Here is a 25,298-nt window from a genome sequence, read left to right as displayed (position 1 = left end):
CCGGACGGCCCCCGGGCAGTGCTGCCCCGCGCGTCGGTCAGTCGTTCCAGCCGAAGTAGTCCGGCTGCGTCTGCACGTTCAGCTCACGCAGCCGGACCCGCTCGGCGGGCTTGGTGCGCTTGTCGTTGAGCTTCAGTACGTCGAAGCCCTTGACCATGTCGTTCGAGTAGATGTGGCCGTTGTAGTAGTAGGCCGACCAGGAGCCGCCGCCGACGAGCTGGTCGGCGGAGAGGGGACCGCGCTCGAAGTAGGCGATCTCCTTGGGCTTGGTCGAGCGGGTGAAGTCCCAGACGGAGATGCCGCCCTGGTACCAGGCCTGGACCATGAGGTCCTTGCCCTTGACGGGGATCAGCGAGGCGTTGTGGGCGACGCAGTTCTCGGTGTCGGCCTGGTGGCGCGGGATCTTGAAGTAGCTCTTGAAGGCGAGCTTGCGCTTGTCGCCCCGGCCCTTGATCTCGTAGATGCCGTCGGCACCGCGGTTCGGACCGGTCTCGGCGTTGCAGGTGGCGCCTCCGCCACCGCCCAGCTCGTCGGTGAACACGACCTTGTCGGCGCGCTGGTTGAAGGTCGCCGAGTGCCAGAACGCGAAGTTCACGTTGTCCTGGACGCGGTCGATCACCTTCGGGCGTTCGGGATCCTTGATGGAGAACAGGATGCCGTCACCCATGCAGGCACCCGCCGCCAGGTCCTTGGAGGGCAGGACCGTGATGTCGTGGCAGCCGGTGGTCTTGGAGACGCCCGGGTTGGTGGGCCCGCCCGGGTTGCCGCCGCCGTCCGGGCCCTCGCCCGGGAACAGCACGGGGAAGCCGACGACCTCGGCCTTGTGCGGGGCCTTGCGCGGCACCTTGATGACGGAGATGCCGTCGTGCGGCGGCTGGCAGTCGGGGAACGACGCGCTCGGGGCGTACGAGGAGACGTACACGTAGACGTTGCGGCGCTCGGGGACCAGCGTGTGGGTGTGCGAGCCGCAGGCGGTCTCGACGGCGGCGACGTAGCGCGGGTTCCGCTTGTCGCTGATGTCGAAGACCTTCATGCCCTCCCAGGACGACTTCTCCGTGGCGGGCTGCGTCGTGCTGGAGCAGGAGCTGTCGCTGCGCGAGGAGTCCGTCGACAGGAACAGCAGGTCGCCGGAGACCGACACGTCGTTCTGCGACCCGGGACAGAGGACCTGAGCGACCGTCTTCGGCTTCTTCGGGTTGCTGATGTCGAAGACGCGGAAGCCGTCGTAGTTGCCCGCGAAGGCGTACTTGCCCTGGAAGGCGAGGTCCGAGTTGGTCCCGGGCAGCGCGTCCTTGGGGATGTTCGCCAGGTGCTCGATGTTGTCGGAGTGGACGATCTCGTCCGGCGCCGGGATCTCGCCGTCGGATATCGCCTTCCTGGTGTCCTCGGCGTCGCTCTTCGACACCTTCTTGGGGGCCTTGGGGGTGTCACCCGGGTCCGGGGTCGCCCCGGCGGGCGCCGCGGTCAGCAGAGCGGCCAGCAGCCCGGCCGCGGCCGCGGCAACTCCCAGTCGTCTGCGGCGCGTTCTGGGCTCGTTCAACAGGGTCACTGTGTCCTCCCTTGTGCCCGTTCGGGGGCGAACGGTTCACGGACACCCGCAGTATCGTGCTCCTCATGTACAAATCAACAGATGGAACGCAGCCGTAATGAGCACGTTTGATCGCTCATGCCCATCGGCGTGCTAGGACGTACCCCACCGCCCCACGTGCCACAGGAGGTCGCCGTGCCCCACCGTCGTACGTCCGCCGCCCGTACGTCCGCCGCGAACGCCGCGCCCCTCAGGCGCGCCCTGGCCGCGACCGGACTGCTCACGGCCGCCGCCCTCGTGCTCGGCGCCTGCGACTCCGGCTCGGAATCCGACTCCAGGAGCACGGCCAAGTCCCCGTCCTCGACCGGGCCTTCGGTCATCGCTCCCGGCAAGCCGGGCGAGACGGCGGCGACGCTCTCCGCCGAGGACGCCGCGAAGAAGAGAACCGACGACGACAGCCCGAACTCGGCCGACTTCGAGTACGTCGAGAAGATGATCCCGCACCACAGCCAGGCCCTCGAAATGACCCGACTCGTCCCCGAGCGGGCGAAGTCCACCAAGGTGAAGCGTCTCGCCGACCGCATCACCGCCGCCCAGAAGCCGGAAATCGGCGCCATGGAGCGGTGGTTGAAGGCCCACGCCAAGAAGGGCAAGCCGGGGGCGACGTCCCCGAAGCCCGGACATGACGGTCACGGCGACCACGCGGGCATGCCGGGAATGGCGACCGCGGCCCAGCTCAAGCAGTTGCGCGCCGCCAAGGGCGAGGCCTTCGACCAGCTGTTCCTGAAGCTGATGATCACCCACCACACCGGCGCGGTGACGATGGCCACCGACGCGCTCTCCCAGGGCAACAATCTGCTCGTCGAGGAGATGGCCAACGACGTGGTGGCGCAGCAGACGAGTGAGATCAACCGGATGCGCGGGATGGGGTGAGCGGCACACCGGCGCGCACGACCGGAGGCCCGGGGGCACCTCCCCCGGGCACGGACTAGCGGCGGTGGTGACGCGACACCAGGAGCCCCGCCTCCCGCGCCCCCGCGATGAGCCGCAGCGACTTGCGGCGGCTGTGCCCCGTCGCCCGCATCACGGCGAGCACCGGGTCCTCGCCGCCCTCAAGGGCCCCGCGGTAGGCCTCCGCCGCCACGTTCCGCACGGCGCTGCCGCGCCGTGCCGACCTGCGGCCCCGGCGCGCGCCGGGCGGCTCTTGGGCGGGGGCGCCGCCGTTACGGCAGGGCGCGTCGGCGGCTCCGTGCCGGTCGGCCAGGCCACGGAAGGCGTCGTTGAGGGGGCCCTCGATCCGCGCGGCGAGCGCCGCGAGGTCGTGCAGGGGAAGCGGGGGTCTGGCGCGCACTTCCTCGATGGCGATCCGGCCGTCCGAGACGACCGCGAGGACGTCGGCGCCCCGGGGCGCGTCGGGGCAGCACCCGCCCTCGACACCGCGATCGCCGATGCCACCGCCTTCCGTCCCCGCACCGCCGTCACCGCCGTCACCGCCGAAGGCAAGGTGCACATGGAAGAGCGACGGCATCCCGCCGTCCCGCGGCACCCCCTCCCCCACACCCGCGGGGGAACCCGCGCCTGCCTCGCCGAACTCGTGACCCTGGCCAACGGGCGGGGCGAACTCCCCTACCGGGCCCGCCGGTTGACCGATGCCCATCCCTCCCTCTGTTCCTCCCGCCCCGAGCCACCCCTCACCCCCGTCCCTCGCCCACCCCATCGGCCAGCTGGGGCCGTCCACCCCACGCACCGCCCAGTCATCCGGACCCCCCGCCGACGGGACGCCCCACCCCTCCCGCGCGCCCACCCCCACATCCACCCATGCGCCCTCGCCAGCAGGCCCCTCACCGGCGCCCCCATCCACTCCCGCCCACGACGACACCTCGACCAGGGCCTCCTCACCCGGCCACCCGGCCCCGGCCGACCCGGCCACCCCGGTCGCCCCCGCAAGACCTGTAAGACCCGCAAGACCCGCAAGACCCGTTAGCCCCGTAAGACCCGTGGGCCCCACCCTCCGCAGCTCCCCCGCCCCGCCACCCGATCGGAAATGATCATCCTCGTTGCGATATGAACCTTTCTGCACAGTCGCACGGTAGCCGTACTGTCACATTCCGCCATGAACGGCGCGCGCGAGGGCGGCGGGCGCGGCACCCTGACAGCGGCACACGGCACGCGGGCTCCGCCGCGCCCGCCTCCGCGCGTCGCGGCACATCTCCCCCTGGACGCACAGGGGTGCGATGCTGATGCCAGGCGGGCAGCAGCCGGCCGCAAGGCGTCCCGGGGACACCCTCGCGGAAGGAGCGCCACCGTGCAGGTCGCCGTCGTGGGATCGGGTCCGAGCGGGGTCTACACCGCGCAGAGTCTGGTGCAGCAAGACCGCGTGCCGGACGTGCGGGTCGATGTGCTCGACCGGTTGCCCTGCCCGTACGGTCTGGTGCGCTACGGCGTGGCACCGGACCACGAGAAGATCAAGTCCCTCCAGAACAACCTGCGTACGGTCCTGGAGCACGAGCGGGTGCGGTTCTTCGGGGGCGTCGAGATCGGGCCCCGCGCGCTGTCCCCCGCGCGGCTGCTCGGCATGTACCACGCGGTGGTCTACTGCGTGGGCGCGGCCACCGACCGGCACCTGGGCGTGCCCGGCGAGGACCTGCCCGGCAGCTGCTCGGCCACCGAGTTCGTCTCCTGGTACAGCGCCCACCCGGATGTGACGGTCAACGGCGCGGGGCCGCCCGACCGCTTCGTGCGCGGGGTCGAGTCAGCCGTGGTCATCGGCGTCGGGAACGTGGCGGTGGACGTCGCGCGGATGCTGGCGCGCGGCGCCGCCGAACTGATGCCGACCGACATTCCGCAGGAGGCGCTCGGCGTCCTCGCCGACAGTCCGGTGCGCGAGGTGCACATGGTGGGGCGGCGCGGTCCGTCGCAGGCGCGGTTCACCACGAAGGAGCTGCGGGAGCTCGGCTCGCTCCCGGACACCGAAGTCGTCGTGGATCCGGCCGAGTTGGCGCTCGACCCGGCGTACGAGGATCCATCGGGCCTGCCCGCCGCGAACCGGCGCAACGTCGAGGTGATGCGCGGCTGGGCGGCCGGGCGGCCCGAGCAGGCGGCCGCGCGGCGGATCCGGCTGCGGTTCTTCCTGCGGCCGGTGGCCGTGCTCGACGCGGACGGCCGGGTCGGCGGGGTGCGGTTCGAGCGGACGCTGCCGGACGGGCGCGGCGGGGTGACGGGGTCGGGGACGTACGAGGACATCGCGGGCCAGCTCGTGCTGCGGTCCGTCGGCTATCGGGGGGTGCCGCTGGCGGGGCTGCCGTTCGACGAGGGGACCGGCACGGTGCCGCACGCGGCGGGGCGGGTGCTTCGCGACGGGGCGGTCTCCCCCGGTGAGTACGTGGCGGGCTGGATCAAGCGCGGCCCCACGGGCGTCATCGGCACCAACCGCCCCTGCGCCAAGGAGACGGCACTGTCCCTGCTCGACGACGCCCCGGCCCTCCTCGCGCGGACCGTGCCGGGCGATCCGGCGGCGGAGCTGCGTGCCGCGGGGGCCGAGCCGGTCGAGTGGCCCGGATGGCTGGCGATCGAGCGGGCGGAGGCGGAGCTTGGGCGTTCGCTCGGGCGCGGGTCGGTGAAGATCCCGGACTGGCCGGGGCTGCTCTCGGCGGCGCGCGGCACACCGCCCGGCCGGGCGGACTGAGCCGACGCGCACCCCGGCGCCCGGCCGGGCGCCGGGACCCGCCACCCGGGAGGTCAGCCGCCGAGCCGCTCCGCCTGCCGGGCCGCCGCAGCGAGGACGCTGTCGAGAAGCCCGGGGAACAGCGCGTCCAGATCGTCCCTGCGCAGCGCGTTCAGCTTCGCCGTGCCCCGGTAGTTCTGCTGGATGACGCCGGCCTCGCGCAGCACCCGGAAGTGATGCGTGGACGTGGACTTGGTGACGGGCAGGTCGAAGTGCGAGCACGTCAGGCCCGCCTCCGCGCCGGCGGCCAGCTCCCGCACGATGAGCATGCGCAAGGGATCCGACAGCGCGTGCAGCACGCCTTCGAGACGGATCTCCTCACGCGCCGGGTGGGCGAGCACGCGGGCGCTCGGTACGGCGGTCGTCATGACGGCTCCACTCTCCCTGGGCGGCCGGGGGCGCCCGTGTGCGGTGCGGACGCCTCCAGTGTACGAGTTGTACGAGACTCATCGTAGTTTGACAGATGCCGTACTACGATGGCTATCGTACGAGCAGGAGGCGCGCCCCCGGCGGCACAAGCCGCGGGCGCCCCCTTCCGTACCGCCGCCGTCACTACTGGAGGCCGCCGTGAGCGCGCTGTTCGAGCCCTACACCCTGCGATCGCTGACCATCCCGAACCGCGTGTGGATGGCGCCGATGTGTCAGTACTCCGCGGTGGCGGCGGGTCCGGAGGCGGGCGTGCCGACCGACTGGCACTTCGCGCACTACGCGGCGCGCGCCACCGGCGGCACCGGCCTGATCCTGGTCGAGGCGACCGGCGTGAGCCCCGAGGGCCGGATCTCCCCGGCCGACCTCGGCATCTGGAACGACACACAGGTCGAGGCGTTCCGCCGCATCACCGGCTTCCTCAAGGAGCACGGCACCGCCCCCGGCATCCAGCTGGCGCACGCGGGCCGCAAGGCGTCGACCGACCGGCCGTGGCGGGGCGGCGCGCCCCTCGCGCCCGGATCGGCGGAGGGCTGGCAGCCGGTGGGGCCGAGCCCGGTGGCGTACGACGAGCGGCACACCGTACCGACGGAGCTGACCGTCGATCAGATCCACGACGTGGCACGGCAGTTCGCGGAAGCGGCGCAGCGCGCCCTGGACGCCGGGTTCGAGGTCGCCGAGGTGCACGGCGCGCACGGCTATCTGATCGGCGAGTTCCTCTCGCCGCACTCCAACCGGCGCACCGACGCCTACGGCGGTTCGTTCGAGAACCGGGCACGCTTCGCCCTGGAGGTCGTGGACGCCATCCGCGCCGTGTGGCCCGAGGACAAGCCGCTGTTCTTCCGCATTTCCGCGACCGACTGGCTGGACGAGGGCGGCTGGACGGCGGACGACACCGTGCGCTTCGCCGCGCTCCTGAAGGAACACGGCGTCGATCTGCTCGACGTGTCCACCGGCGGCAACGCCGCGGGCGTCAAGATCCCGGTCGGGCCCGGCTACCAGGTGCCGTTCGCGGCCCGGGTCCGCGCGGAGACGGGGCTTCCGGTAGCCGCGGTCGGCCTGATCACCGATGTCGAGCAGGCCGAGAAGATCGTCGCCAACGGCGAGGCGGACGCGGTCCTGCTCGGCCGTGAGCTGCTGCGCAGCCCGTCGTGGGCGCGGCAGGCGGCGCGTGAGCTCGGTGCCGAGGTGCGGGTGCCGCAGCAGTACCTGCGGTCCGTCTGAGCTGTCGCCCGGTGCGGGGCAGCCGCACGCGAACGACGCCCGGCGCGCGGTGGTACTCACCCCGCGCCGGGCGTCGTTCGTGGTCCCGGCTCACGGCCTGAGGCTCACGCGCCGGGGTCGCAGCAGCCGTCCCGCCGCATCAGGCGTCCCACCTTCAGCCAGTCGGGACCTTCGTGGGCGTGCCGGGTCGCCTTCGGGAAGGCGGACACCAGGTCGTCGGTCTCGTACGGAACCCCGCCGCGCAGCACCGCCACGGTCCGCACCAGCGACGTGAAGTCCGTGAATGGGTCACCGTCCACGACCGTCAGATCGGCCACCTTGCCCGCCTCGACGGTCCCGAGGTCGTCCGCGACGCCGAAGAGCCGCGCGGGCAGCACCGTCACGGTGCGCAGCGCCTCGACCGGGGAGAGGCCGCCGCGGTGCAGGGCGCGCAGGCCCAGGTGCAGGGACAGGCCGACCGGGACGAGGGGCTGGTCGGTGCCGAGGGCCACGAGGCCGCCGGCGGCGAGGATGCGCCGGTAGATGTCGGTCTCCCGGCGCAGCGTGGCCAGCTGGGCGGCCGTCGGCGGGGTGCCCGCGCCCTTGACGACCGCCGCCGCGTCCCACGGCGCCATCACGGCGGTGACCCGGGGGTCGTCGGCGAGGCCGGGGTCGGCGCCCAGGAGCGGTGCCGAGGTGAACGGCGTCGCGATCATCGCGAACCGGGCTCCCCGTGCGCTGTAGATCTCCGTGACGTCGTCGTAGGCGCGCCCCGACGCCGTGGTGGCGTGCCCGAACTCGGCGCGCTGTGTGGCCTGCAGATGGGTCGTCAGGTCCTGTCCCGACTGGATGCCGGGCGACAGGAAGTGGCTGCCCGAGCGCACGCCCAGGCGTTCGTGCGCGAAGCGCGCGGCCTCCTCCATCACCCAGCTCGGCGCCCGCACATAGGTCTTGACGAAGTCCCAGTCGAGCTGCGCGGCCCGTTCCAGGGAGCGGCGCAGGCCCGCGCGGGTGCGGTGGGCGCGGCCCATGCTGTACGCGACGCGCCCGCCGTCGAGGAGTTCGCCGGTGGTCAGCAGGCGGGGCCCGGCAAGCTGTCCGGTGGCGACCGCTTCGCGCAGGCGTGCCTGTTCGTGGGCGAAGCCGCCGAGGGAGACGGCCGTGGTGATCCCGTACGTGAGCTGACCGGCGGTCTGGCGGCCGCCGTAGGTGCTCTGCCAGGGGTGGGTGTGGGTGTCCCACAGGCCCGGCAGGACGGTGCGGTCCGAGGCGTCGACGCGCCGGAGGGTGCCCCCGCGGGAGGCGCGGTGCGGTTCGACGGCGGCGACGCGTCCGCCGCGTACGACGATGTCGACGTCCTCCCGGACCGTGTCGCCGGTGCCGTCCCACAGCCGTCCGGCGTGCACGACGGTGTCGGCGGGCGCGGGTCTGCGCTGGTCGAGCGGGACGCGCACGGTGCGGGCGTGGCCGCCGTCGACGCCGATGAGGCGCAGCTTGGCGCCCGACAGGTACAGGAGCGTCCTGGAGTCGCCCGACCAGGTGGGGTGGTCGGCCGGTTCGGTAGTGAGGGTGCGCAGCTCACCGCGCGGGCTGCCGTCGGGGGCGACGGGCAGCACACACAGCGCCGACTCGACGATCACCGCCATCCAGCGACCGTCCGGGGACCAGACGGGCCCGGAGTCGTACCGGTCGGCGACGGACGTGTGGGGCGCCACCGCGTGCAGCCGGGCGTCGCCGGTGGCGGCATCGGCCGCATCAACTACGCGGATGAGGTTGTAGCCCTCACGGAAGCGGAGGTTCAGGCGGTTGCGGTCGCACAGGGCGAGCAGGCGGCCGTCCGGTGACCAGCTCGGCCGTCCGGGAATTCCGCCGCCGCCGAGCGGGTCGGCGAGGACGCGCTCGGTGCCCGTGTCCAGGTCGCGCACGACGAGTCTGCCGGTCATGTCGAGGCAGGCGAGCCGCTTGCCGTCGGGCGAGAGCGCCGGGTGCACGCGGCCGCCCGTGGCAAGGGCGGTCTCCTTGCCGGTGGCGAGGTCCCGCCGGTAGACGCCGAGGAGTCCGTCCCGGTCGTCGGCGTACACCAGGGAGCGCCCGTCGCGCGCCCACGTCGGCCCGAGGAGATAGCGCGTGGGCTCAGCGCGCCGCAGCCGTTTCGGCGCCTTGCCGCCCTTCGCGTCCGCGAGCCACAGCGAATTGAGAGCCGCGAAGGCGATCTTCTGGCCGTCCGGCGAGAGCGCGGGCAGATGGACACCCCGCACGGGCCGCACCCGCTCGTCCGCGAGCCCGAGGTCGTACTCCTTGACCCGGTAGCGCGGCCGGTCCACGCGCAGCACTCCGTCGAACGCGATCGCCTCCGCCCTGCCCGGTTCCTCGGGGCGTACGAGGGCGAAGCGGCCGTCGACGGTCAGGAGCAGCCGGCCGTCCTTCGTCCAGCGCGGCGGTACGGGCGCGATGTCGCCGCTGACGTCCACACGCTTGCCGTCGACGACGAGCGCGCACGAAGCGGCGGGCGCCGGGGTGGTGCGCAGATAGGCGAGGCGGCGGCCGTCCGGGCTCGGGGCGGGCGTCATGACCTGGGCGGCCTCGGTCTCCGTGTGCTCCACGACGACCGGGCCTTCGCCGTTGGCCGGGACGGCGGCGACGGTCCGTGCCTCCAGGGCGAGGCCGGTGGCCGTGGTGACCCCTTTCGCCCGGACGAACAGGATCCGCTTCCCGTCGGGCGACCAGGCGGGGTCGAAGTCCTCCCAGGGGCCGTCCTGCAGCGGGCCGTCCTGCCCGGGCACCCCGGTGACCCGGGACAGCTCGCCGCTGCGCAGGTCGAGGACGTGGATGCGGTACGGGCTGCCCGCGACCGGGTCGCCGCCGCGCTCGGAGGCGAAGGCGAGCCGGGTGCCGTCGGGCGACCAGGCGGGGCCGCGGTCGTCCCAGGGGCCCTCGGTGCGCTGCTCGACCTCAGAGCCGTCGGGGCGCATGGTCCAGATGTGGAAGCCGCCGCCCTGGAAGGCGCAGAACGCGATGAGTTCGCCGTCCGGCGCGTACACCGGCCGGTTGGGTTCCAGGCCGGGCGGGGTGAGCTGCTCCGCCTTGCCCCCGCCGCGCGCCTGTGCCCACAGGACGTGCTGCACCTCGGCGACGATCCGGTCCCCGGTGGGCGAGAGCGTCGCCGAGCCGTTGGTGGCCCGCGTGAACGACAGCGGAACCTCGGCGGCTTCCCGCGCCGCGGCGGGCCCGGCACCGGCCACCCCGACGGCGCCGGCGGCTCCGGCCACGCCCGCGGCGACGAGCAGTTCACGGCGTGACAGTTGAAAGGAACGAGGAGGAGGAAGGGGGGTGTGGTTCCTGTCGCGATCCATGCCAGGAACACTCGCGCACCTCGCTGCGCTGAGCAACACCGCCTGCGCGGGGCGTCACGGGTGTCACTGAGGTGGCGGGCAGGGGTGGCGTCGGCCGACGTGTCCGGACCAGTCTGAGCGCTGTCCGGACGCTGTCCGGCGTCCCGTGTTCCGAGCGGACCACCAGCGTCTGTTCCAGCTGTTCCGGCTGTTCCGCCAAGTGGAAGGCGGTGGTGCGGCGGGTTGCGCGGCGCACCGTGTTCCTGGCTCGCACCCCGCACCCCGCACCCCGTACGTCTGTGGGCGCAACTCCCGTGTCCCCCTAGGGATTTCCCTAGGTGCCGCACCGACGCGGCGCCCGCCGGGCCGCTTCTACTCTGGGCGGCGTCGCCATGCGTCACGGCTCACGCCCTGGGCCGGTCCCCGGGAGGCGTTGTGCGCTATGTCATCGAGGTGTACCGCGAGCACGACGGCGTCTGCGGGAGTGTCGCCGCCGAGAGCTGCGGGAGTCCGCGGCCCTTCCACGGCTGGCTCGAACTCCTCGCTCTGCTCGAACCGCCGCTGCCGGAGGGCGCGGGCCGGGAGGGACCGCCGCACCAGGAGTCGCCGGACGCCGGGTGGACCACGCCGCGCCAGGAGCCGCCGGGTGGCGGGCTGACCGCGCTGTAGGGGACCGCCGCACGAGCGCACCGGACGGCCGCACTCGGCTGGTCCTCGTCCACAGAAGTCGGAATTCGCCTTGTGCGGAACACCGGTCGCCCACCATCGTGGTGTCCTGGCCATGCGCCCGGCACGGGTCACTGTCTCCTTCAGGTCACCCGCGGCCGGTGCCGATGCGCGGGGGCGGTGATGACGACCGAGGACACAGCGCACGACCTCTTCCACGCCCCGCCGCCCGGCGACGCGTTCTGCGGCCGCACCCGTGAACTGGCCGCGCTCCAGCAGGACTTCGCCGACGTCTGCGCGGGCTCGCCGCGGCTCGTGCTGCTCGAAGGGCCCGGCGGCATCGGCAAGACGGCGCTGGTGCGCCGGTTCCTCGACTCGGTGCACGGCACCTGTGTGCTGCACGCGAGCGGTGAGGAGAACGAGAGCGCGCTGCCGTGCGGAGTGCTCGCCCAGCTCGTCGGGCAGAGCCCGCTGCCGGTGCCGGAGACCCTGGCCGGACTCGTCCGCGTACCGCAGTCCCTGCACGCCAACCTGCCGCCGCTCGCCGCCGGGTTCGGCCTGTTGGACCTGCTGAGCGAGGTGCAGGGCAAGGGGCCCGTGGTCCTGGTGGTGGACGACGCGCACTGGGCGGACCCCGAGTCCCTGAACGCGCTCACCTTCGCGCTGCGGCGGCTGCGCCACGACCGGGTCCTCGCGATCGTCGCGCTCCGCGACCCACAGGTGCCCGAACTGCCGGACGGGCTGCGCCGCCTGCTCACCGACACCCCCACCCGCCGCCTCGCCCTGCCCGGCCTCAGCCCCGGCGAGCTGGCCGCGCTCAGCGTGCGCCTGGGCTCCGCGCGCCTCCCGCACTCCGCGTCACGGCGGCTGCACTCCCACACGCACGGCAACCCGCTGCACGCCCGCGCGCTGCTCGGCCAGGTGCCGCCCGAGGTCCTGCTCGACGTGGCGACGCCGCTGCCCGCGCCCCGGTCGTACGCGATGCTGGTGCTCGCCAACCTCGCCGACTGCGGGGCCGCCACCCAGCGCCTGGTGCAGGCGGTGAGCGTGCTCGGACTGTCCTGCCGGTTGCGCACCGCCGCCCGGCTCGCGCGGGTCGCCCAGCCGCTGCCCGCGCTCGAACGGGCGGTCAAGACGGGCCTGTTGCGCGAGACCCCCGCCGGAGTGGCCCCCGAGGTCGCCTTCCCGCACCCACTGGTGCACGCGGCGGTCTACCAGGACATCGGGCCCGCCCAGCGCGCCGCCCTGCACACCCGGGCCGCGGATCTTGTCGACGACGAGTACACCAGGCTGCGCCACCGCGTCCTCGCCTCGACCGGACCCGACGAACAGCTCGCCGACGCCCTCGCGACCTGCGCGCGCCGTGAGGCCGCGACCGGCCAATGGGCCGTCGCGGGCACGCACTTGCGGCACGCCGCGCGCGTCGCGACGAGCCCCCGCGAGCGGGACCGCCTCACCGTCGAGGCCGTCGAGGCGCTGCTGCTCGACGGCCGGGTGCAGGAGGCCGCCGAGCTGGCCAACGGCGTGCCCGACGGGGCGGATCCGGCGCTGCGCGGCTACGTACGCGGCTATGTGGCGCGCGTACAGGGGCGCACGGAGGCGGCGAGGACGCTGCTCGCCGACGCCTGGGAGAGTTGCGACCGCGAGCGGGAACCGTCCCTCGCGGCGCGTGCCGCCGAGCAGTTGAGCTACGCGGCCGTGATGTGCGGGCGCGCCGCGGTGGCCGCGCGGTGGGCCGAGCGGGCGCAGCGCCTGTCCACCGCGCAGGGGCCGAGCCGCATGCTGCGCTTCAACCACCTGATCGCCCTGGGCCTCAGCGGTCGCGCGAAGGAGGGCATCGCGCTCGCTGCGGACCTGCCCGACCCCATGATCGTGCCGCTGAAGAGCATCGATCTGCTGCTCGCGCGCGGCCAGTTGAGGCTGTGGTCGGACGATCTCCCGGGGGCGCGCCAGGACCTGCTCGGGGCCGTCGCCAACTGCCGTACGACGACCGTGCCGTTGCGGCTGCTCTCGGCGTCCGCGCTCGCCCAGACCCTGCACCGGCTCGGCGCCTGGGACGAGGCGCTGATCCACGCCGAGTCGTCCGCGTCGATCGCCGACGACACCGACCAGTCGTGGCTGAAGCCCGTCACGCACGGCGTCTCCGCGCAGATCCTGGCCGCACGCGGCGCCTGGGAGCGCGCGTCCGACCATCTGCGGACCGCACTCGACGTGCCGGGGGGCGCCGAGACGCCCGTCGCGTACGCGTACGCGGTGTGCGCGCGGGGGCACCTCGCGGACGCGCGCGGCGAGCCGCAGGAGGTCGTGGACGCGCTGCGGCCGCTGCTCCGATTCGCCGAGCAGGACGGCGTGAACGAGCCGGGCGTGGTCGACTGGCAGCCGCTGCTCGGCGACGCGCTGGTCCAGCTCGGCGAGTTCGACGAAGCGGAGGCGGTGCTCGGCCCGTTCGAGGACCGGGCGCGGGCACGCGGCCGGCACGCGTCGCTCGCCGCGGCGGCGCGGGCCCGGGGCAATCTGGCCGCCGCCCGCCGCGACCCCAAGCGCGCGCAGGCGGCGTTCGCACGGGCACAGGACCACGCGGCGCAGGTCCCGGTGCCGTTCGGGCGGGCGCGGGTGGAGCTGGACCACGGGTCGTTCCTGCGCAGGATCGGCCGCAGGTCCCTGGCCATCGCGCAGTTGCAGGCCGCGTACACGACGATGACGGCGCTCGGTGCGGTGCCCTACCGGGCGTTGTGCCTCCGGGAGTTGAACGCCTGCGGGCGAGCGGCGCCCCACCTCCCGGCGGACGGGCCGGAGCGGGACGCCGCCGCCGACACCCTGGACGGGACGCTCACCCCGCAGGAGCTCGCCGTGGCACGCCTCGCCGCCCAGGGCCTCACGAACCGTCAGATCGCCACGGCGCTCGCCCTGAGCGTCAAGACCATCGAGTACCACCTCGGCCACACCTACGCGAAGCTCGGGATCACCTCACGGGTCGGCCTGGTGCGGCGGCTCGCGCCACAGTCGTCGCCGTCGGCAGGGTGAGTCGGTGGGGCGGTTCGGCGGCTTGGTCCGGCGGACTGGTGCGGCGGCTTGGTCCGACGGACTGGCGGGGCGGCTTGGTCCGGCGGGCTGACTCGGCGGGAGGGGAACCGGGGTAATCCCCGGCACGGTCCCGGAGGCGCGCCGCGCGCCCCGCTCGTACGGTCGAGCCGGTAGGGCAGGGCGAACGCGGGAGCCCACTGGAGGTGGCCCGATGGTTTCCATCAGGTACGGGGCGGCCGGGGAGGAGCGGCCGACACTGCGGCTGCGGCTGCTCGGGGGATTCCTCCTCACGAAGGAGAGCGGGGGGTCCGGCCGCGATGGGGAATCCGGGTGCGGGGACGGGGACTTCGACGGGGCGGGGGTGGGCGGCGGCCGCGTCGCCGTCGGCGCTGGTGGCGCGGCGGGCCCCGGAGGCCCCGGAGGTCCCGGAGGCCCTGGAGGCGCCGCCCACGCATGCCCGGACTTCCTCGCCCACTCCTCCCTGGCGTGCCCGGACGACCCAGGCTCGCTCGGCGGCCGGGGCAGCGAACCCCTCGAAGTGCCCGCGAGCGGCCAGCAGGTGCTCGCGCGGCTCGCGCTGTGCGGGGCGGCGAGCCGTTCGGCGCTCGCCGGTACGCTCTGGCCCGACGTCACCGAGGCGCGGGCCCGCGCCAGCCTGCGCACCGCCATGTGGCGGCTCAACGGCACGGGTTCGGCCCTCACGGACACCCGTGACGGGGTGCTCTCGCTCAGCCGCCGGGTGCGCGTGGACGTCCAGGACCTGACGGCGGCCGCCCATCACGCGCTGTCCGGGGACGCGCTGTCGGCGGCGCGGGAACGCCTGCGGACGGCTTACCAAGTACTGCTCTGCGGGCGCGAGTTGCTGCCCGGCTGGCAGCAGGACTGGGTCGCCTTCGAGCGCGAGCGGCTGCATCAGCTGCGGCTGCACGCCCTGGAGGCGCTGTCGGCGCGGCTCGTCGCCCGCCGCCTGTACGCGCCCGCCCTGGAGGCCGCCCTGGAGAGCACCCGCGTCGACCCGCTGCGCGAGAGCGCCCACCGAGCGGTCGTGTCCGTGCACCTCGCGGAGCACAACCTCACGGAGGCGGTGCGACAGTACGAGACGTTCCGCGAACTCCTGCTGAGGGAACTGGGCGTGGAGCCTTCGGGCCAGTTCTCGTCGATGCTGCGGCACGCCCTGGTGTGAGGGTGGGACGCTCCGGCGGGACCGTGTCCGACGGCGCGGGAGAACGCCGGACACGGTACCCACGGATCCTGTGACGCCGCGGTGACGCCCCGGCCGCCACGATGGGACGTGCCCCGTCCAGGATGCGGGGAGAAGGGGGATCTCCCCTGGTTGAGCGACGCGCCGGCCGTCACGGCCACCACCTGGGTGGTCGCTCATGCCCTGGACGGGGTGCCCAACTTCCACGGTCGCCCGCGATGCGGCGGGCCCGTGGGGCACCTGCCTCCGCGCGCACCCTCGCGGCCCGCACCCCTGCACACCTGCCGGAGGGGCCGGGCTCCCCCGAGCCGCCCGGCCCCTCCGCTCCTCCCCCGGCCCTGCCCCGCTCAGCCCTCCCCCGACCCCCGCAGCCGCTCGATGGCCCGCTCCACCGGCCGGTGCGGCAACCCCGTCCTGCGGCACAGCTCGTCGCGCGGGACGTCCCGCAGGACCTCCTCGACGGGCTTGTGGGCGAGGGCCGCGATCTCGCGCACGTACGCCTGGACACGGCCCACCGGGTCGGTCACCGCGGGCCTGGCGGCAGGCGTTCCGAGGCCGCCGCGCGCCGCGGCACCGGGCCGCCGGTCCTCCTCCAGCCACGTCGTCCAGACCCCGCGCCCGACCAGGTGCTCGGCGACGCTCTCCGCCGTCGAACCGTCCTTGATCACTCCGGGGTCGGCGCCGTCGGCCCGGATGAGGAGTTGGCAGGACGCGGCCAGCATCGGCGGCGACGAGACCCGTGGGGCCGCCCCGTCGAACAGGGTGCTGAGCGCGGCGAGATCGGGGTGTCCCGGGACGTGCGGGGCGAGGCGCCGGACGACCTCGTCCAGACGGCGCAGGTCGGGCGCCCGGTCGAGGAGCATCGCGTGGGCGCCGAGGATGCCGAGGAACGGGTCGACGTGCCCCGACTCCAGCATCGGGAACAGCTGCCGGTCCGACGTCAGGTCGATGCCCTGGCGCAGCCCGGAGAGGGCGGCCTCGCGGGCGAGGTTCAGGGCCTCGTCGGCCGGACGCCAGCCGGTGCCGAGCGGGACCATCTCCACCGTGGCGTGCTGCGGCTGCGGCCCGTGGGGACCGTTGCCGACGAAGACGAGGGTCGTCCAGCCCTCCGACACCCACAGGGCCTGGGCGAGAGGCAGCCCCTCGCCGCCCGGTTCGCGCAGCCGCAGCCGGTAGCCCCCGGGCGCGAGGCCGCCGCTCCAGGCGGCCCAGCCCTGCGGCGGGTCGGCCCGCCAGCCCGCCTCGCCGCCGTCCACGGCCGTGCCGCTCCCGTCGGTGATCTCCAGGGCGCGAGGGTCGAAGCGCCAGCCGGGGCGCAGGTTGCGCAGCAGCACCATCAGGCTGGGCCGGCTCCGCCTGTGCGTGGATTCCGTGCTCCAGCGCAGGGTGGCGTCGCGATGGGCGGCCCGCGTGGTGGCGGTGCGTTCGACGGGGGCCGGGGCGGGGATGCGGGGCAGCGGGAGGCGGGCGGTGAAGGCGGTGGTGCCGACCTCGACGAGCTGAACGGCCACGGCGCCCGCGAAGCGCTGTTCGATGCGGTAGATGCCGGGGGCGACGGTCGTCTCGATGGTGCCCATGCCGTGGGCGACCTCGGTCATGGCCTCGTCGGTCACGGTGACGAGCACCGACGGGGTGTCGGGGATGACGACGAACGGCACCTCCGGGCGCCCCTCCGCCCGCGCCGTACGCGGCTTGTCAGAACTGGACAACGCTGCCACCCCCGGTCACTACCTCGAAGAACCCGCCGTCCGTGAACTCCGGCGCGGTCAGGCTGTCCGCGACGACTTTGTAGAGCCCCGGCACCAGGGACGCCACGTGGTCCGCCCCGTCGATGTCGAGCCTGCGCGGCTCGTCGAAGCCCCGGCCGCGCAGCTCGACGCCGCCCCTGAAGCCCGGCGGGAAGCGCAGCGTCACGGGGTACGAACCGACCCCGCCGAGCCCTCTGCCGAAGACGATCGGGGTGCTGGTCTCCCGCAGGAACCTGGCCTCCTGCGGGACGAGTTCCCCGGCCGTGCGGTCGAGGACGTGGCGGCGTACGTAGTGCGCGAGGCTGTCCGACGTCACCTCGCCCTCGGCGGTGACGGTGCCGCCGCCGGCTCCGCGCAGGCCCTCCAGGAGCGCGCTGGTGAAGTGGCCGCGCGACTGGTCGGGGTCGGGCGAGAGCTGTTCGTAGGCGGGGTCGCCGAGGGCCGAGCCGTAGCCGACGAAGCACTCGACCTTGTCGGGGGCCTCGGTGGTGTCCGTGAAGGGAGGGCCGAACGCGGTGACGCCGCCGAAGCGGGTGCGGCAGCAGTCGGCGAAGAACACGATCTCGTGGAACGGCGACGCCGATTCGTACCACGACAGATACGGGCGTACGGCGATGTGGTTGCCGAGGAGGTCGATCGCGGCGTTGGCCATGAGCAGCGCGGCGTCGCCGCCGAACGGGGCGATGCCGTGCCCGGCGAGGAACACGTACAGCCGGGTGTCGGCCCAGTCGCCGCCGTCCGCGACGGCGGCGCGGACCGCGCAGTGGGTCCGGTACAGGGCGCGGTTGACGTTCTCCCGGGTCGGGACGGCGCTCATCACGTCGGCTTCGCGCTCGTCGCGTTCGGTGGCCGTGACGAGCGCGACGTTCCCTTCGGGTACGTCGCCTCCGGCCGAGTCCAGGAGCCAGTCCCTGAACCGTGCCGCGTCGCCGCGCGCGCCGCTCAGATCGGTAATCGCCGGATAGCGGTTGATGCCGACGATCACGGCGTAGTGCAGGTCGTTCATCGGGCTTCCCCCTTGTGAACCCGTGTGTGCACCCGTGCGTGTGAACCCGCGCGGACGCGGGCGCCCCCGTCAGTCGGCGAGCATCCGCGCGAGGCTGGCCAGGACCTCGGGGTCGTCGTCGAACGCGCCGTGCGTACGGGCACTGGAGCTCAGCCCCGGCTCCCCCGCCACGGGCGACCACACGGTGCGCCGCGGGTCCGCCGCGAAGTAGGCCCGCAGGTCCTCGGAGTCCTGCCCGCCGAAGGCGCCGTCGGCGGTGTACCAGCGCTGCATGCCGGCGATGGGCGCGACGGCCGACTGCCGGGCGGGCCCGCGCTCCAGGACGCCGGAGATGAAGTACAGGAGCGACCTCGGGTAGAGGAGCGGCACCAGGTGGTCGGCGCGCTCGGCGGGGTCGGTCATCGTGAACATCCGCAGCCGGTCGAAGAGTTCGCGGCGCAGCCGCACGACCGGCGCGAGCTGGGTGACGGTGCAGGCGGGCGCGAGGAGGACGACGTCGCGGACGCGGAAGTCGGCGGGCAGCGGGTCGTCGGCGTCGGCGCGCCTGCGGGCGAGGTCGGTGAGCAGGTTGCCGATGAAGACGGCGCCCGCGCTGTGGCCGACGACGGTGACCTTGGGGCGGCTGCCGGAGGCGAGGAGCTGGCTGAAGCGGTCCAGGAAGTAGCGGCCCGCGCGGGTCTCGTCGGACTCCGCGAACGTGTCGGCCGTCTGCCGCTTCATGGCGTCCCAGACGGCGGCGCCCACGTTGGCGACGTAGAACTCCCGCAGGATCTCCTCGACGACGGTCGGGTACAGGCCGTGGTCGGTGCGCAGCCGGAAGCGGCCCACGACGGCGGCGATGACGCGCACCGTCTTGCGCACGAGGAGCGCGGAGGTGACCAGGGCGCGCCGGTTGCCGCCGTCGGCGGTGTCCGCGGCGAGCTCGGCCACCGTCTCCGGCGACATGAGTGTGGCGACCGCCGCGCGCCCCCCGTTGATGTCGCGCGCGGCGGTCGTCGTGGGTGCCGACCGCAGGACCGAGCCCACGATTTCCCGGTTGCGGTCGGCGAGTTCGGTGTCCGCCGACAGTTCGGCGGTGATGAGGACGCGTTCGGCCTCGCCGAGCGGCGGCACGGCGGCGGGCGGGGTCAGGCGGGCGTAGGGCTCCTGGCCGGTGCGCAGCAGGGCGAGTTCGGCGGCCACGGCCCGGGCGGGCGGGGCGGCGAGCGGGCCCGCGGCGCGGCGGCCCGGGCGCTGGAAGACGGCTCCGGCGGCGTAGCGGGTCACGCGGTTCAGGAGCGTCTGGAAGACGCCCTCGCCGAGGATCTGCGGCAGGTTGCCCTGGAGGATCTCCAGGAGGCCGCTGCTCCAGACGAAGAACACGGGCTCGGCGCCCGCCGCCTCGTACACCGGTGTGAGCCGCTCGGCGGTGGCGAACCCGAGCGCGTCGTCGACGAGCCCGCCGTGGAAGTGCAGGACCACACGCGGGCGGTCCTTGAGGCTCGCCACCAGCGCGTCGATGTCGTCCGTCGTGGTGGTGGCGAGCCGTCCGCTCGTCCCGCTGTGTACGCAGCGCCTGCGGGATGGGTGCATGTCCGGACCTCCGGCCGGTAGCCGCTCACCAGGAGCCCCCCGTCGCGGAAGTCCCCCGACTCCTGCCGCTCCTGGCGCAGCCACCGTAGGACGGCCCGGCCCGGCGCGTCCTCGGGGGCGGTCCCAGGGATTACCCCAAGGCGGCCGGGGTGCGCTCCCCCAGGCACTCCCGTACGGCCGCGACGAGGCGGCCCGCGCGCGCGTCGCCGTGCCCGATCATCTTGTTGGCCACGTACGCGAAGCCGACCCCGAACTCGTCGTCACCGAAGGCGAACTGGCCGCCGGCGCCGTCGTTGGCGAAGCTGCGCGGCCCCAGGGTGGGGCGGAACGCGGGAGCGTCGAGGAGGAAGCCCGAGCCCCAGCGGACCCCCATGTCCAGGCCGAGCCACGAAGTGCCGCCGGACTGCTCGCGCACGGCGTCGGTGACGGTCTCGTGGCTGAGCAGCCGCTCGGATCCGTCGACGCCGGTCGCGGCGGCGGCGTACAGCGCGGCGAGGCCGTGCGCCGAGGAGACCGCGCCCGCGCCGGGGATCTCCGCGCCGAGGAGCGCCGGGTCGTTCCAGCCGTGCGGGGCGTCCACGCCGGGGAAGACGAAGGCGCCGTTCATCGTGACCATGCGGGTGAGGATGTGGTCGGGGCCGGGCATCGAGGGCCTGCCCGGCGCCTCGACGAGCCGGGCCAGGGAGCCGAGTTCGCGCTCCGGCAGGCCGATCCAGGTGCGCAGGCCCAGGTCGTCGGCGACGGCCTCGCGGAAGTAGGCGCCGGGGGTGAGGCCGGTGAGGCGCCGGATGACCTCGCCGAGGAGGAAGCCGAAGACGTGGGCGTGGTACTCGTACGTCTCACCGGGCGCCCACAGCGGTTCCTGCTCCTCGATGGCGCGCACGACCGGTGCCCACGCGGTGATCTCGGCGAAGTCCGGGGAGGCGTCGAGGACGGGGAGTCCGGCGCGGTGGCCGAGCACCATGCGCGTGGTGATCGACTCCTTGCCGCCGCGGGCGAACTCCGGCCAGTACGTGGCCACCGGGGCGTCCAGGTCGAGGCGCCCCTGCTGTGCGAGCAGGTGGGCGCAGACGCTGACGATGCCCTTGGCGCAGGAGAAGACGGGCACGACGGTGTCCTGCCGCCAGGCCAGGCCGGTCCGCTCGTCGGCGACGCCGCCCCACAGGTTCACGACCTCGCGGCCGTCGACGAACACGGTGACGGCCGCCCCGAGTTCGTCGAACTCGGCGAAGTTCGCCGCGAAGACGTCCGCGACCGCCCCGAACCGTTCGTCGGCCCACCCGTTGTGTTCCACTGTCCCACTGCTTTCTGGTGACGCTGGGCTCGCACGGCGGCGCAGACCTCCGGCGAGCGATGACCGGCACACGGTACGTGCCCCCACCACCCATCTCCAGCGAATTACGGGACCGTGGGCCTGCCGCCCCGGCGGAGGCCGCCTACGGCCCCGGCGGTGTGGGCGCGGCCGGGACCGGGAGCGGCGGCGGGACGGCCTCGGCGAGGACCAGGGCACTGGAGGGGATGGCCGCCCGCATCTCCAGGAGAGCCACCAGCGCGGTGTGCAGCTCCTCGACCCCCTCGTACGCCTCGTGCGCGAGGATCAGGCGGGCCCGGGTCTCCAGGTTCTGCCAGGCATACCTGCGCCGCAGGTTCGCCATCTGCCGCGCGTCGGCGCGCAGGAACGTCGACCCGGCCGAGAAGCCCGCGGAGAGCAGCGCGAGGATCGCCGCGGGCACCCGCGCCCCGGGCGAGGCGAGTCCCGCGGCGCCGGAGATTCCCGCGAGCACCGCGGCCGGGAAGCCGAGGCAGATGTAGGTGGCGTTCCACAGCTTGCTGCGCCGCTGAGCCCGCCGTGCGCCGATGCGGGCCTCGGCCGCGATCTGCCTGACCTCCTCGGCGAGGTGCCGCATCCGCTCGCCGGACGGCCCGCCGCCGTCGGCCGAGCCGTCGCCGCCCTGCCCGGCGGCCCCGTCGTCGGGCCGCCCCTCTCCTGTCAACACCCGTTTCCCCCCGGAGTCGGAGCCGGGATCGTATCAACCGCGCGCGCTCACACCCCCCTCACCTCACCTCACTTCATCCACTCCGCCTCGTACGCCGCGTAGGTCCCGTCGTGCGTCGCGAGGTGCACGAACTGGTCGACGTACTCCAGGAATTGCGCGTCCGCGCGCGGCACGGCGTAGGCCTTCTCGGAGAACGTGAAGGGCTTGTCGGGGTGGAGCGAGCACAGCTCGGGGTGGATCTTCGCCTGGTAGCGGGTCTCGCCGGCGTCGGTCATCATCACGTCCGCGCGGCCGTCGATGATCTCCTTGAAGATCGTGGAGTTGTCCGGGTGCACGACGAGGGAGGCCCGCTTGATGTGCGCGCGGGCGAACTCCTCGTTGGTGCCGCCGGGGTTCACGACGACCTTGGTGCCCGGCTTGTCGATGTCGGCGAGCGCGCCGTCCCCGAAGCGGGCCTTGTCGGCGCAGCGCACGATCGGCGTCTTGCCGTCCTCACGGGTCGGTTCGCTGAAGGCGACCTTGCGGGCGCGCGGCAGTGTGATGGAGACGCCGCCGACGGCGATGTCGCAGCGCCCGTCCGCGACGTCGTCCGCGATCTCCTTCCAGGTCGTGGCGACGAACTTCGGCTTGGCGTCGAGGGACTTGGCGAGGTCCTGGGCCATCTTGATGTCGATGCCGCTGTAGGTCCCGTCGGCCTCGCGGTGTGTGAAGGGGCGGTAGTCGCCGGTCGTGCACACCCGCAGGACGCCCTTCCTCGGCACGGAGTCGAGGAGGGTGCCCTTGCCGGGCGCGGGGTGATGACCGCGGCCCGCCTCGGGTGCCGCGGGTGCGGCGGCGGTGACGGCGAGCAGGCAGACGAGGGCGGACAGGGTGGCGGCACGCTTCATGGGGGCGGTTCCTCTCGGGCGTCGGTCGGCGTCAGGCACGGTGCGGGGTGAGCGGCGGCAGCAGGGCCGCCGTCAGGTCGGGGCCCGCGCCATCTTCGTACGTGTCGGCCGCGACGTCGTCGAAGGGGTACATCGGCCGCTCCACGCGGTGGTGGCCGAGCCGCTGAAGGTCCTGGTCGACACCGCCCGGGGTGAGCGCGAGCAGCCAGTCGGCCGCCATGTCGTACAGCTCCGGCTCCAGGTAGCCGATCTTCACGACGACCAGGTCGTACGTGCGCGGGTCGATGCCGAGGCCGCCCTCGGCCGGGCCCGTGAAGTCGGCGAGCGTGTGGAAGGGCTTGCGGCGCTCGACCAGGATCAGGGTGAGTCCGCCGACCCGCACCGCCGCCATGTCCACGCCCCGGTCGTAGGCGCCGCCCTCGGCCCGGTCCTTCTGGTCGGTGGCGCGCTGCAACGCCTCGACGGTACCGGTGAGTTCGTACGGTCCGCCGTGGCCCGCGTCGACCTTGCCGCCGACGGAGAGCGACACCTGTGCGCCCACGCCCGCCTCGAAGCAGCGGGCGACGGCGACCGGATCGGTGATGCCCGGGTGCACGGCGGTGACCTCGCCGGAGCGGATCGCGTCGTTCTCCAGGAGCTTGCCGAGCATGTACGCGAGGTCGCCCGCGCCGCCCGCCGTCGGGTTGTCACCGGAGTCGCTGATGAGGAACGGCCGCTTCGTCGAGGCCACGGCCTGCCCGATGCACTCCTCGGCGCTGCCGGTCGGGCCGACGAAGACGAAGTCGCGCCGGGCGTCCCAGTAGCGCCGGGCCAGCCGTGCGGCCTCGGTGGCGGCGCGTTCGGCGTCGTCGCCGGTGACGACGATCGCGGCCTGGCAGCGCGGCTCGTCCGCCCAGGCGTAGCCGACCCACAGCGCGGCGTCGAGGATGCCGGGAAGCCGCTCGATGTCGGCGAGCGAGGCGTACAGGGACTTGGCGGGCTCCAGGCGGGTGCTGGTCTTCTCGCCGGGGAGCAGGACGGGCACCTGCACCCACGCGCGGTGCGGGCGGCTGCCCTCGCGCAGACAGCGCACCAGGTTGCGGGCCGCGCGCTCGCGGGTCTCCCAGGCGTCCTCGTGCGGGGCGAGGCGGTGCGCGGTGAGCAGGTCGACGGGTGCGGCGAAGCGGTGCGAGACGTTGCCGTGCAGGTCCATGGCGGTGGAGATCATGGGGCGACGGGTGTCGTTCGGGGTGCTGTCGGGGGTGCCGACGGCGTCGAGGGCCGCGCGGACGGCTTCGGTCAGGTCGGCCTCGGCGTCGCTGAGGCCGACGACGCTCATGGCGCCGTGGATGTCGTAGACCAGCCCGTCGAGGGGGCCCGCCTCACGGATGCGGGTGACCAGTTCGTCCTTGAGGGTCAGATACGACTCGGCCTCCACGGGGCCGCCCGGGAGCGCGGTCGCGTGCAGCAGCGGCACCCACTCCACGAGGTCCGCGAGGTCGGAGTCCGCCTGGGTCCAGGTGTAGCGGTCGAGGAGTTCGCGGCCGCGGGTCTGGCGGAAGTCGTCGGCGGTGGAGCGGTGCGGGCAGAACGTGGAGGACTCGATGCCGATACCGCCGATGCCGACCCGCAGGCGGCGGTGGGTGACGGCCGGGGCGGTCGCGGGGGCGGCCGGGGTGGTGGTCATGCGGGTGCGCTCTCTTCCTGGTCGGCGGGGGCGGGGGGCTCCTGGGTGGAGGTGCCGGGCGGTTCCTGGTCCGTGGCGGGGGCACCGGCCGCGGTGTCCGCGGGGCCCGTCCGCAGGTGGCGGCGCAGGGCGGTGAGGCCCGCGCCGAGCAAGCCCGCGTCCGGACCCGTCACCGTCGTGGTGATCTCCAGGTCGGCGGTGCACACGGGCAGGCAGCGCTCGTACAGCACGCCCCGGACGGCGGCGACCAGCGGCTCGGCGGTGGCGAGGACCCCGCCGAGCGCCACGGCCTGCGGGTTGAAGAAGTTCACGACGACGGAGAGCACCGCGCCGATGTGGCGGCCCGCGGTGCGCACCAGGGTGGTCGCCAGCGGGTCGCCGTCCGCGACGAGCCGCAGCAGCTCGCCCGTGGTCGCCACCTCCACGCCCTGGCGGGCGAGTTCGCGGATCAGGGCGGCGCCGCTCGCGACGGTCTCCAGGCAGCCGATGTTCCCGCAGCTGCACGGCCGGTCGCCGGCCTCCTCGACGCGGACGTGGCTGATGTCCCCGGCCGCGCCGTTCGCGCCGTCGTGCGGACGGCCCGAGGCGATGACGCCGCTGCCGATGCCCCGGCCCGCCTTGACGACGACCATGTGGTCGAGGTCGGGGCGGGCCACGGCGTGCTCGCCGACGGCCATCATCGTGGCGTCGTTCTCGACGGACACGGGCAGGCCGATGCGGTCGGCGAGGACCTCGCGCAGCGGGTAGCGGTGCCAGCCGGGCATGCGGGACGGGCTGAGGACGCGGCCCTCGCCGGGGCGGACGGGGCCGGGGAAGGCGACGCCGAGGGCGCGGACGGTGCGGCCCGCCTCCTTCTCCCGCGCGGCGAGTTCGGTGACGCGTTCGCACAGCCAGTCCACGGCCGACTCGGGTCCCGCGGTGATGTCGTGCGGCAGGTCGGCGGTGTCGCGGACGGTGCCGTCGAGGTCGACCGCGCCGAGGCGGGCGTGGTGGCTGCCGAGGTCGGCGGCGAGCGCGATGCCGCCCTGGGCGCGCACCCGCAGGAGCCGGGGGCGGCGCCCGCCGCGCGAGGCGCCCTCGCCGGACTCGGTGAGCACTCCGGCGGTGACGAGTTCCTGGACGCGCAGCGACACGGTGGACGGCGCGAGTCCCAGCTCCCGCACCAGGTCGGCCCTGGAGGCGGCCGCGCCCGACGAGACCAGCCGCACGATGTGCTGCGCCGATCCGGGTTCGCCGTGTGCGTTGCTGGCCATACCGACCCCGTTCGTTCGACGAGTTGCTTCGAGTACCAGCCGAACACTAGGTCGCCACGAACGAA

The 25,298-nt window shown here is 74.1% G+C and carries 18 protein-coding genes; 6 read left to right on the top strand and 12 right to left on the bottom strand.

Features of this window, described 5'->3' with window-relative positions; all coding sequences use genetic code 11:
* Positions 1-37 precede the first annotated feature (37 nt).
* Positions 38-1,549, bottom strand: coding sequence for an LVIVD repeat-containing protein (locus tag OO63_RS02090; RefSeq protein WP_030356937.1), 1,512 nt, complete (start codon positions 1,547-1,549; stop codon positions 38-40).
* Positions 1,550-1,705: 156 nt separating this feature from the next.
* On the opposite strand from OO63_RS02090, the gene OO63_RS02085 reads away from it, so the two are divergent.
* Entirely contained in the window at positions 1,706-2,461 is a 756-nt protein-coding gene (locus OO63_RS02085; RefSeq protein ID WP_106983282.1) for a DUF305 domain-containing protein, read from the top strand.
* 55 nt (positions 2,462-2,516) lie between these two features.
* On the opposite strand, the gene OO63_RS41965 is transcribed toward OO63_RS02085, so the two are convergent.
* Positions 2,517-3,056 carry a DUF6214 family protein gene (locus OO63_RS41965; RefSeq protein WP_157853927.1) on the bottom strand — a complete coding sequence of 180 codons (540 nt, stop codon included), beginning with the start codon at positions 3,054-3,056 and terminating at the stop codon, positions 2,517-2,519.
* A 777-nt stretch (positions 3,057-3,833) separates the two neighbouring features.
* On the opposite strand from OO63_RS41965, the gene OO63_RS02075 reads away from it, so the two are divergent.
* Entirely contained in the window at positions 3,834-5,213 is a 1,380-nt protein-coding gene (locus OO63_RS02075; protein WP_033263701.1) for an FAD-dependent oxidoreductase, read from the top strand.
* Between the two features lie 53 nt (positions 5,214-5,266).
* Here OO63_RS02075 and OO63_RS02070 read toward each other — a convergent pair whose 3' ends face one another.
* Positions 5,267-5,620, bottom strand: coding sequence for an ArsR/SmtB family transcription factor (locus OO63_RS02070; protein WP_030356941.1), 354 nt, complete (start codon positions 5,618-5,620; stop codon positions 5,267-5,269).
* 199 nt (positions 5,621-5,819) lie between these two features.
* On the opposite strand from OO63_RS02070, the gene OO63_RS02065 reads away from it, so the two are divergent.
* Positions 5,820-6,902, top strand: coding sequence for an NADH:flavin oxidoreductase/NADH oxidase (locus tag OO63_RS02065; protein ID WP_030356942.1), 1,083 nt, complete (start codon positions 5,820-5,822; stop codon positions 6,900-6,902).
* A 104-nt stretch (positions 6,903-7,006) separates the two neighbouring features.
* On the opposite strand, the gene OO63_RS02060 is transcribed toward OO63_RS02065, so the two are convergent.
* Positions 7,007-10,234, bottom strand: a complete 3,228-nt coding sequence (locus OO63_RS02060) for an amidohydrolase family protein (protein ID WP_030356943.1) — start codon at positions 10,232-10,234, stop codon at positions 7,007-7,009.
* A gap of 414 nt (positions 10,235-10,648) precedes the next feature.
* Between OO63_RS02060 and OO63_RS02055 the strand changes: the two genes are divergently transcribed.
* The 3 genes from OO63_RS02055 to OO63_RS02045 all read left to right on the top strand — a co-directional run bounded on the left by OO63_RS02055 (position 10,649) and on the right by OO63_RS02045 (position 15,086).
* Positions 10,649-10,882, top strand: coding sequence for a hypothetical protein (locus tag OO63_RS02055; RefSeq protein ID WP_030356944.1), 234 nt, complete (start codon positions 10,649-10,651; stop codon positions 10,880-10,882).
* A gap of 180 nt (positions 10,883-11,062) precedes the next feature.
* Positions 11,063-13,903, top strand: a complete 2,841-nt coding sequence (locus OO63_RS02050; RefSeq protein ID WP_051810444.1) for a helix-turn-helix transcriptional regulator — start codon at positions 11,063-11,065, stop codon at positions 13,901-13,903.
* 211 nt (positions 13,904-14,114) lie between these two features.
* On the top strand, positions 14,115-15,086 hold the full coding sequence (locus tag OO63_RS02045; RefSeq protein WP_051810443.1) for an AfsR/SARP family transcriptional regulator: 972 nt from the start codon (positions 14,115-14,117) through the stop codon (positions 15,084-15,086).
* Positions 15,087-15,451: 365 nt separating this feature from the next.
* Here OO63_RS02045 and OO63_RS02040 read toward each other — a convergent pair whose 3' ends face one another.
* The 8 genes from OO63_RS02040 to OO63_RS02005 form a co-directional block, all read right to left on the bottom strand.
* Positions 15,452-16,813 carry a hypothetical protein gene (locus OO63_RS02040; RefSeq protein WP_157853926.1) on the bottom strand — a complete coding sequence of 454 codons (1,362 nt, stop codon included), beginning with the start codon at positions 16,811-16,813 and terminating at the stop codon, positions 15,452-15,454.
* On the bottom strand, positions 16,800-17,858 hold the full coding sequence (locus tag OO63_RS02035) for a caspase family protein (protein WP_030356947.1): 1,059 nt from the start codon (positions 17,856-17,858) through the stop codon (positions 16,800-16,802). Before OO63_RS02035 ends, OO63_RS02040 begins: the two co-directional genes overlap by 14 nt.
* 69 nt (positions 17,859-17,927) lie before the next feature.
* Positions 17,928-19,430 (bottom strand): hypothetical protein, encoded by a 1,503-nt coding sequence (locus OO63_RS02030; RefSeq protein WP_030356948.1) that lies wholly within the window; start codon positions 19,428-19,430, stop codon positions 17,928-17,930.
* Positions 19,431-19,560: 130 nt separating this feature from the next.
* Entirely contained in the window at positions 19,561-20,724 is a 1,164-nt protein-coding gene (locus tag OO63_RS02025; RefSeq protein ID WP_030356949.1) for a serine hydrolase domain-containing protein, read from the bottom strand.
* Between the two features lie 142 nt (positions 20,725-20,866).
* The gene (locus tag OO63_RS41960; RefSeq protein ID WP_158798883.1) at positions 20,867-21,427 is read right to left on the bottom strand and encodes a hypothetical protein; all 561 of its coding nucleotides are present in this window, start codon (positions 21,425-21,427) and stop codon (positions 20,867-20,869) included.
* A 68-nt stretch (positions 21,428-21,495) separates the two neighbouring features.
* Positions 21,496-22,314, bottom strand: coding sequence for a transporter substrate-binding domain-containing protein (locus tag OO63_RS02015; RefSeq protein WP_030356951.1), 819 nt, complete (start codon positions 22,312-22,314; stop codon positions 21,496-21,498).
* A gap of 31 nt (positions 22,315-22,345) precedes the next feature.
* Positions 22,346-23,980, bottom strand: a complete 1,635-nt coding sequence (locus OO63_RS02010; protein WP_030356952.1) for a M81 family metallopeptidase — start codon at positions 23,978-23,980, stop codon at positions 22,346-22,348.
* Positions 23,977-25,233 (bottom strand): ROK family transcriptional regulator, encoded by a 1,257-nt coding sequence (locus OO63_RS02005; RefSeq protein ID WP_234311055.1) that lies wholly within the window; start codon positions 25,231-25,233, stop codon positions 23,977-23,979. Before OO63_RS02005 ends, OO63_RS02010 begins: the two co-directional genes overlap by 4 nt.
* Between the last annotated feature and the right edge of the window lie 65 nt (positions 25,234-25,298).

This window comes from Streptomyces alboflavus, assembly GCF_000716675.1.
Taxonomy (GTDB): Bacteria; Actinomycetota; Actinomycetes; order Streptomycetales; family Streptomycetaceae; genus Streptomyces; species Streptomyces alboflavus.
The sequence above is the reverse complement of the archived record's forward strand: the minus strand, read 5'-3'. Positions and strand labels throughout refer to the sequence as shown.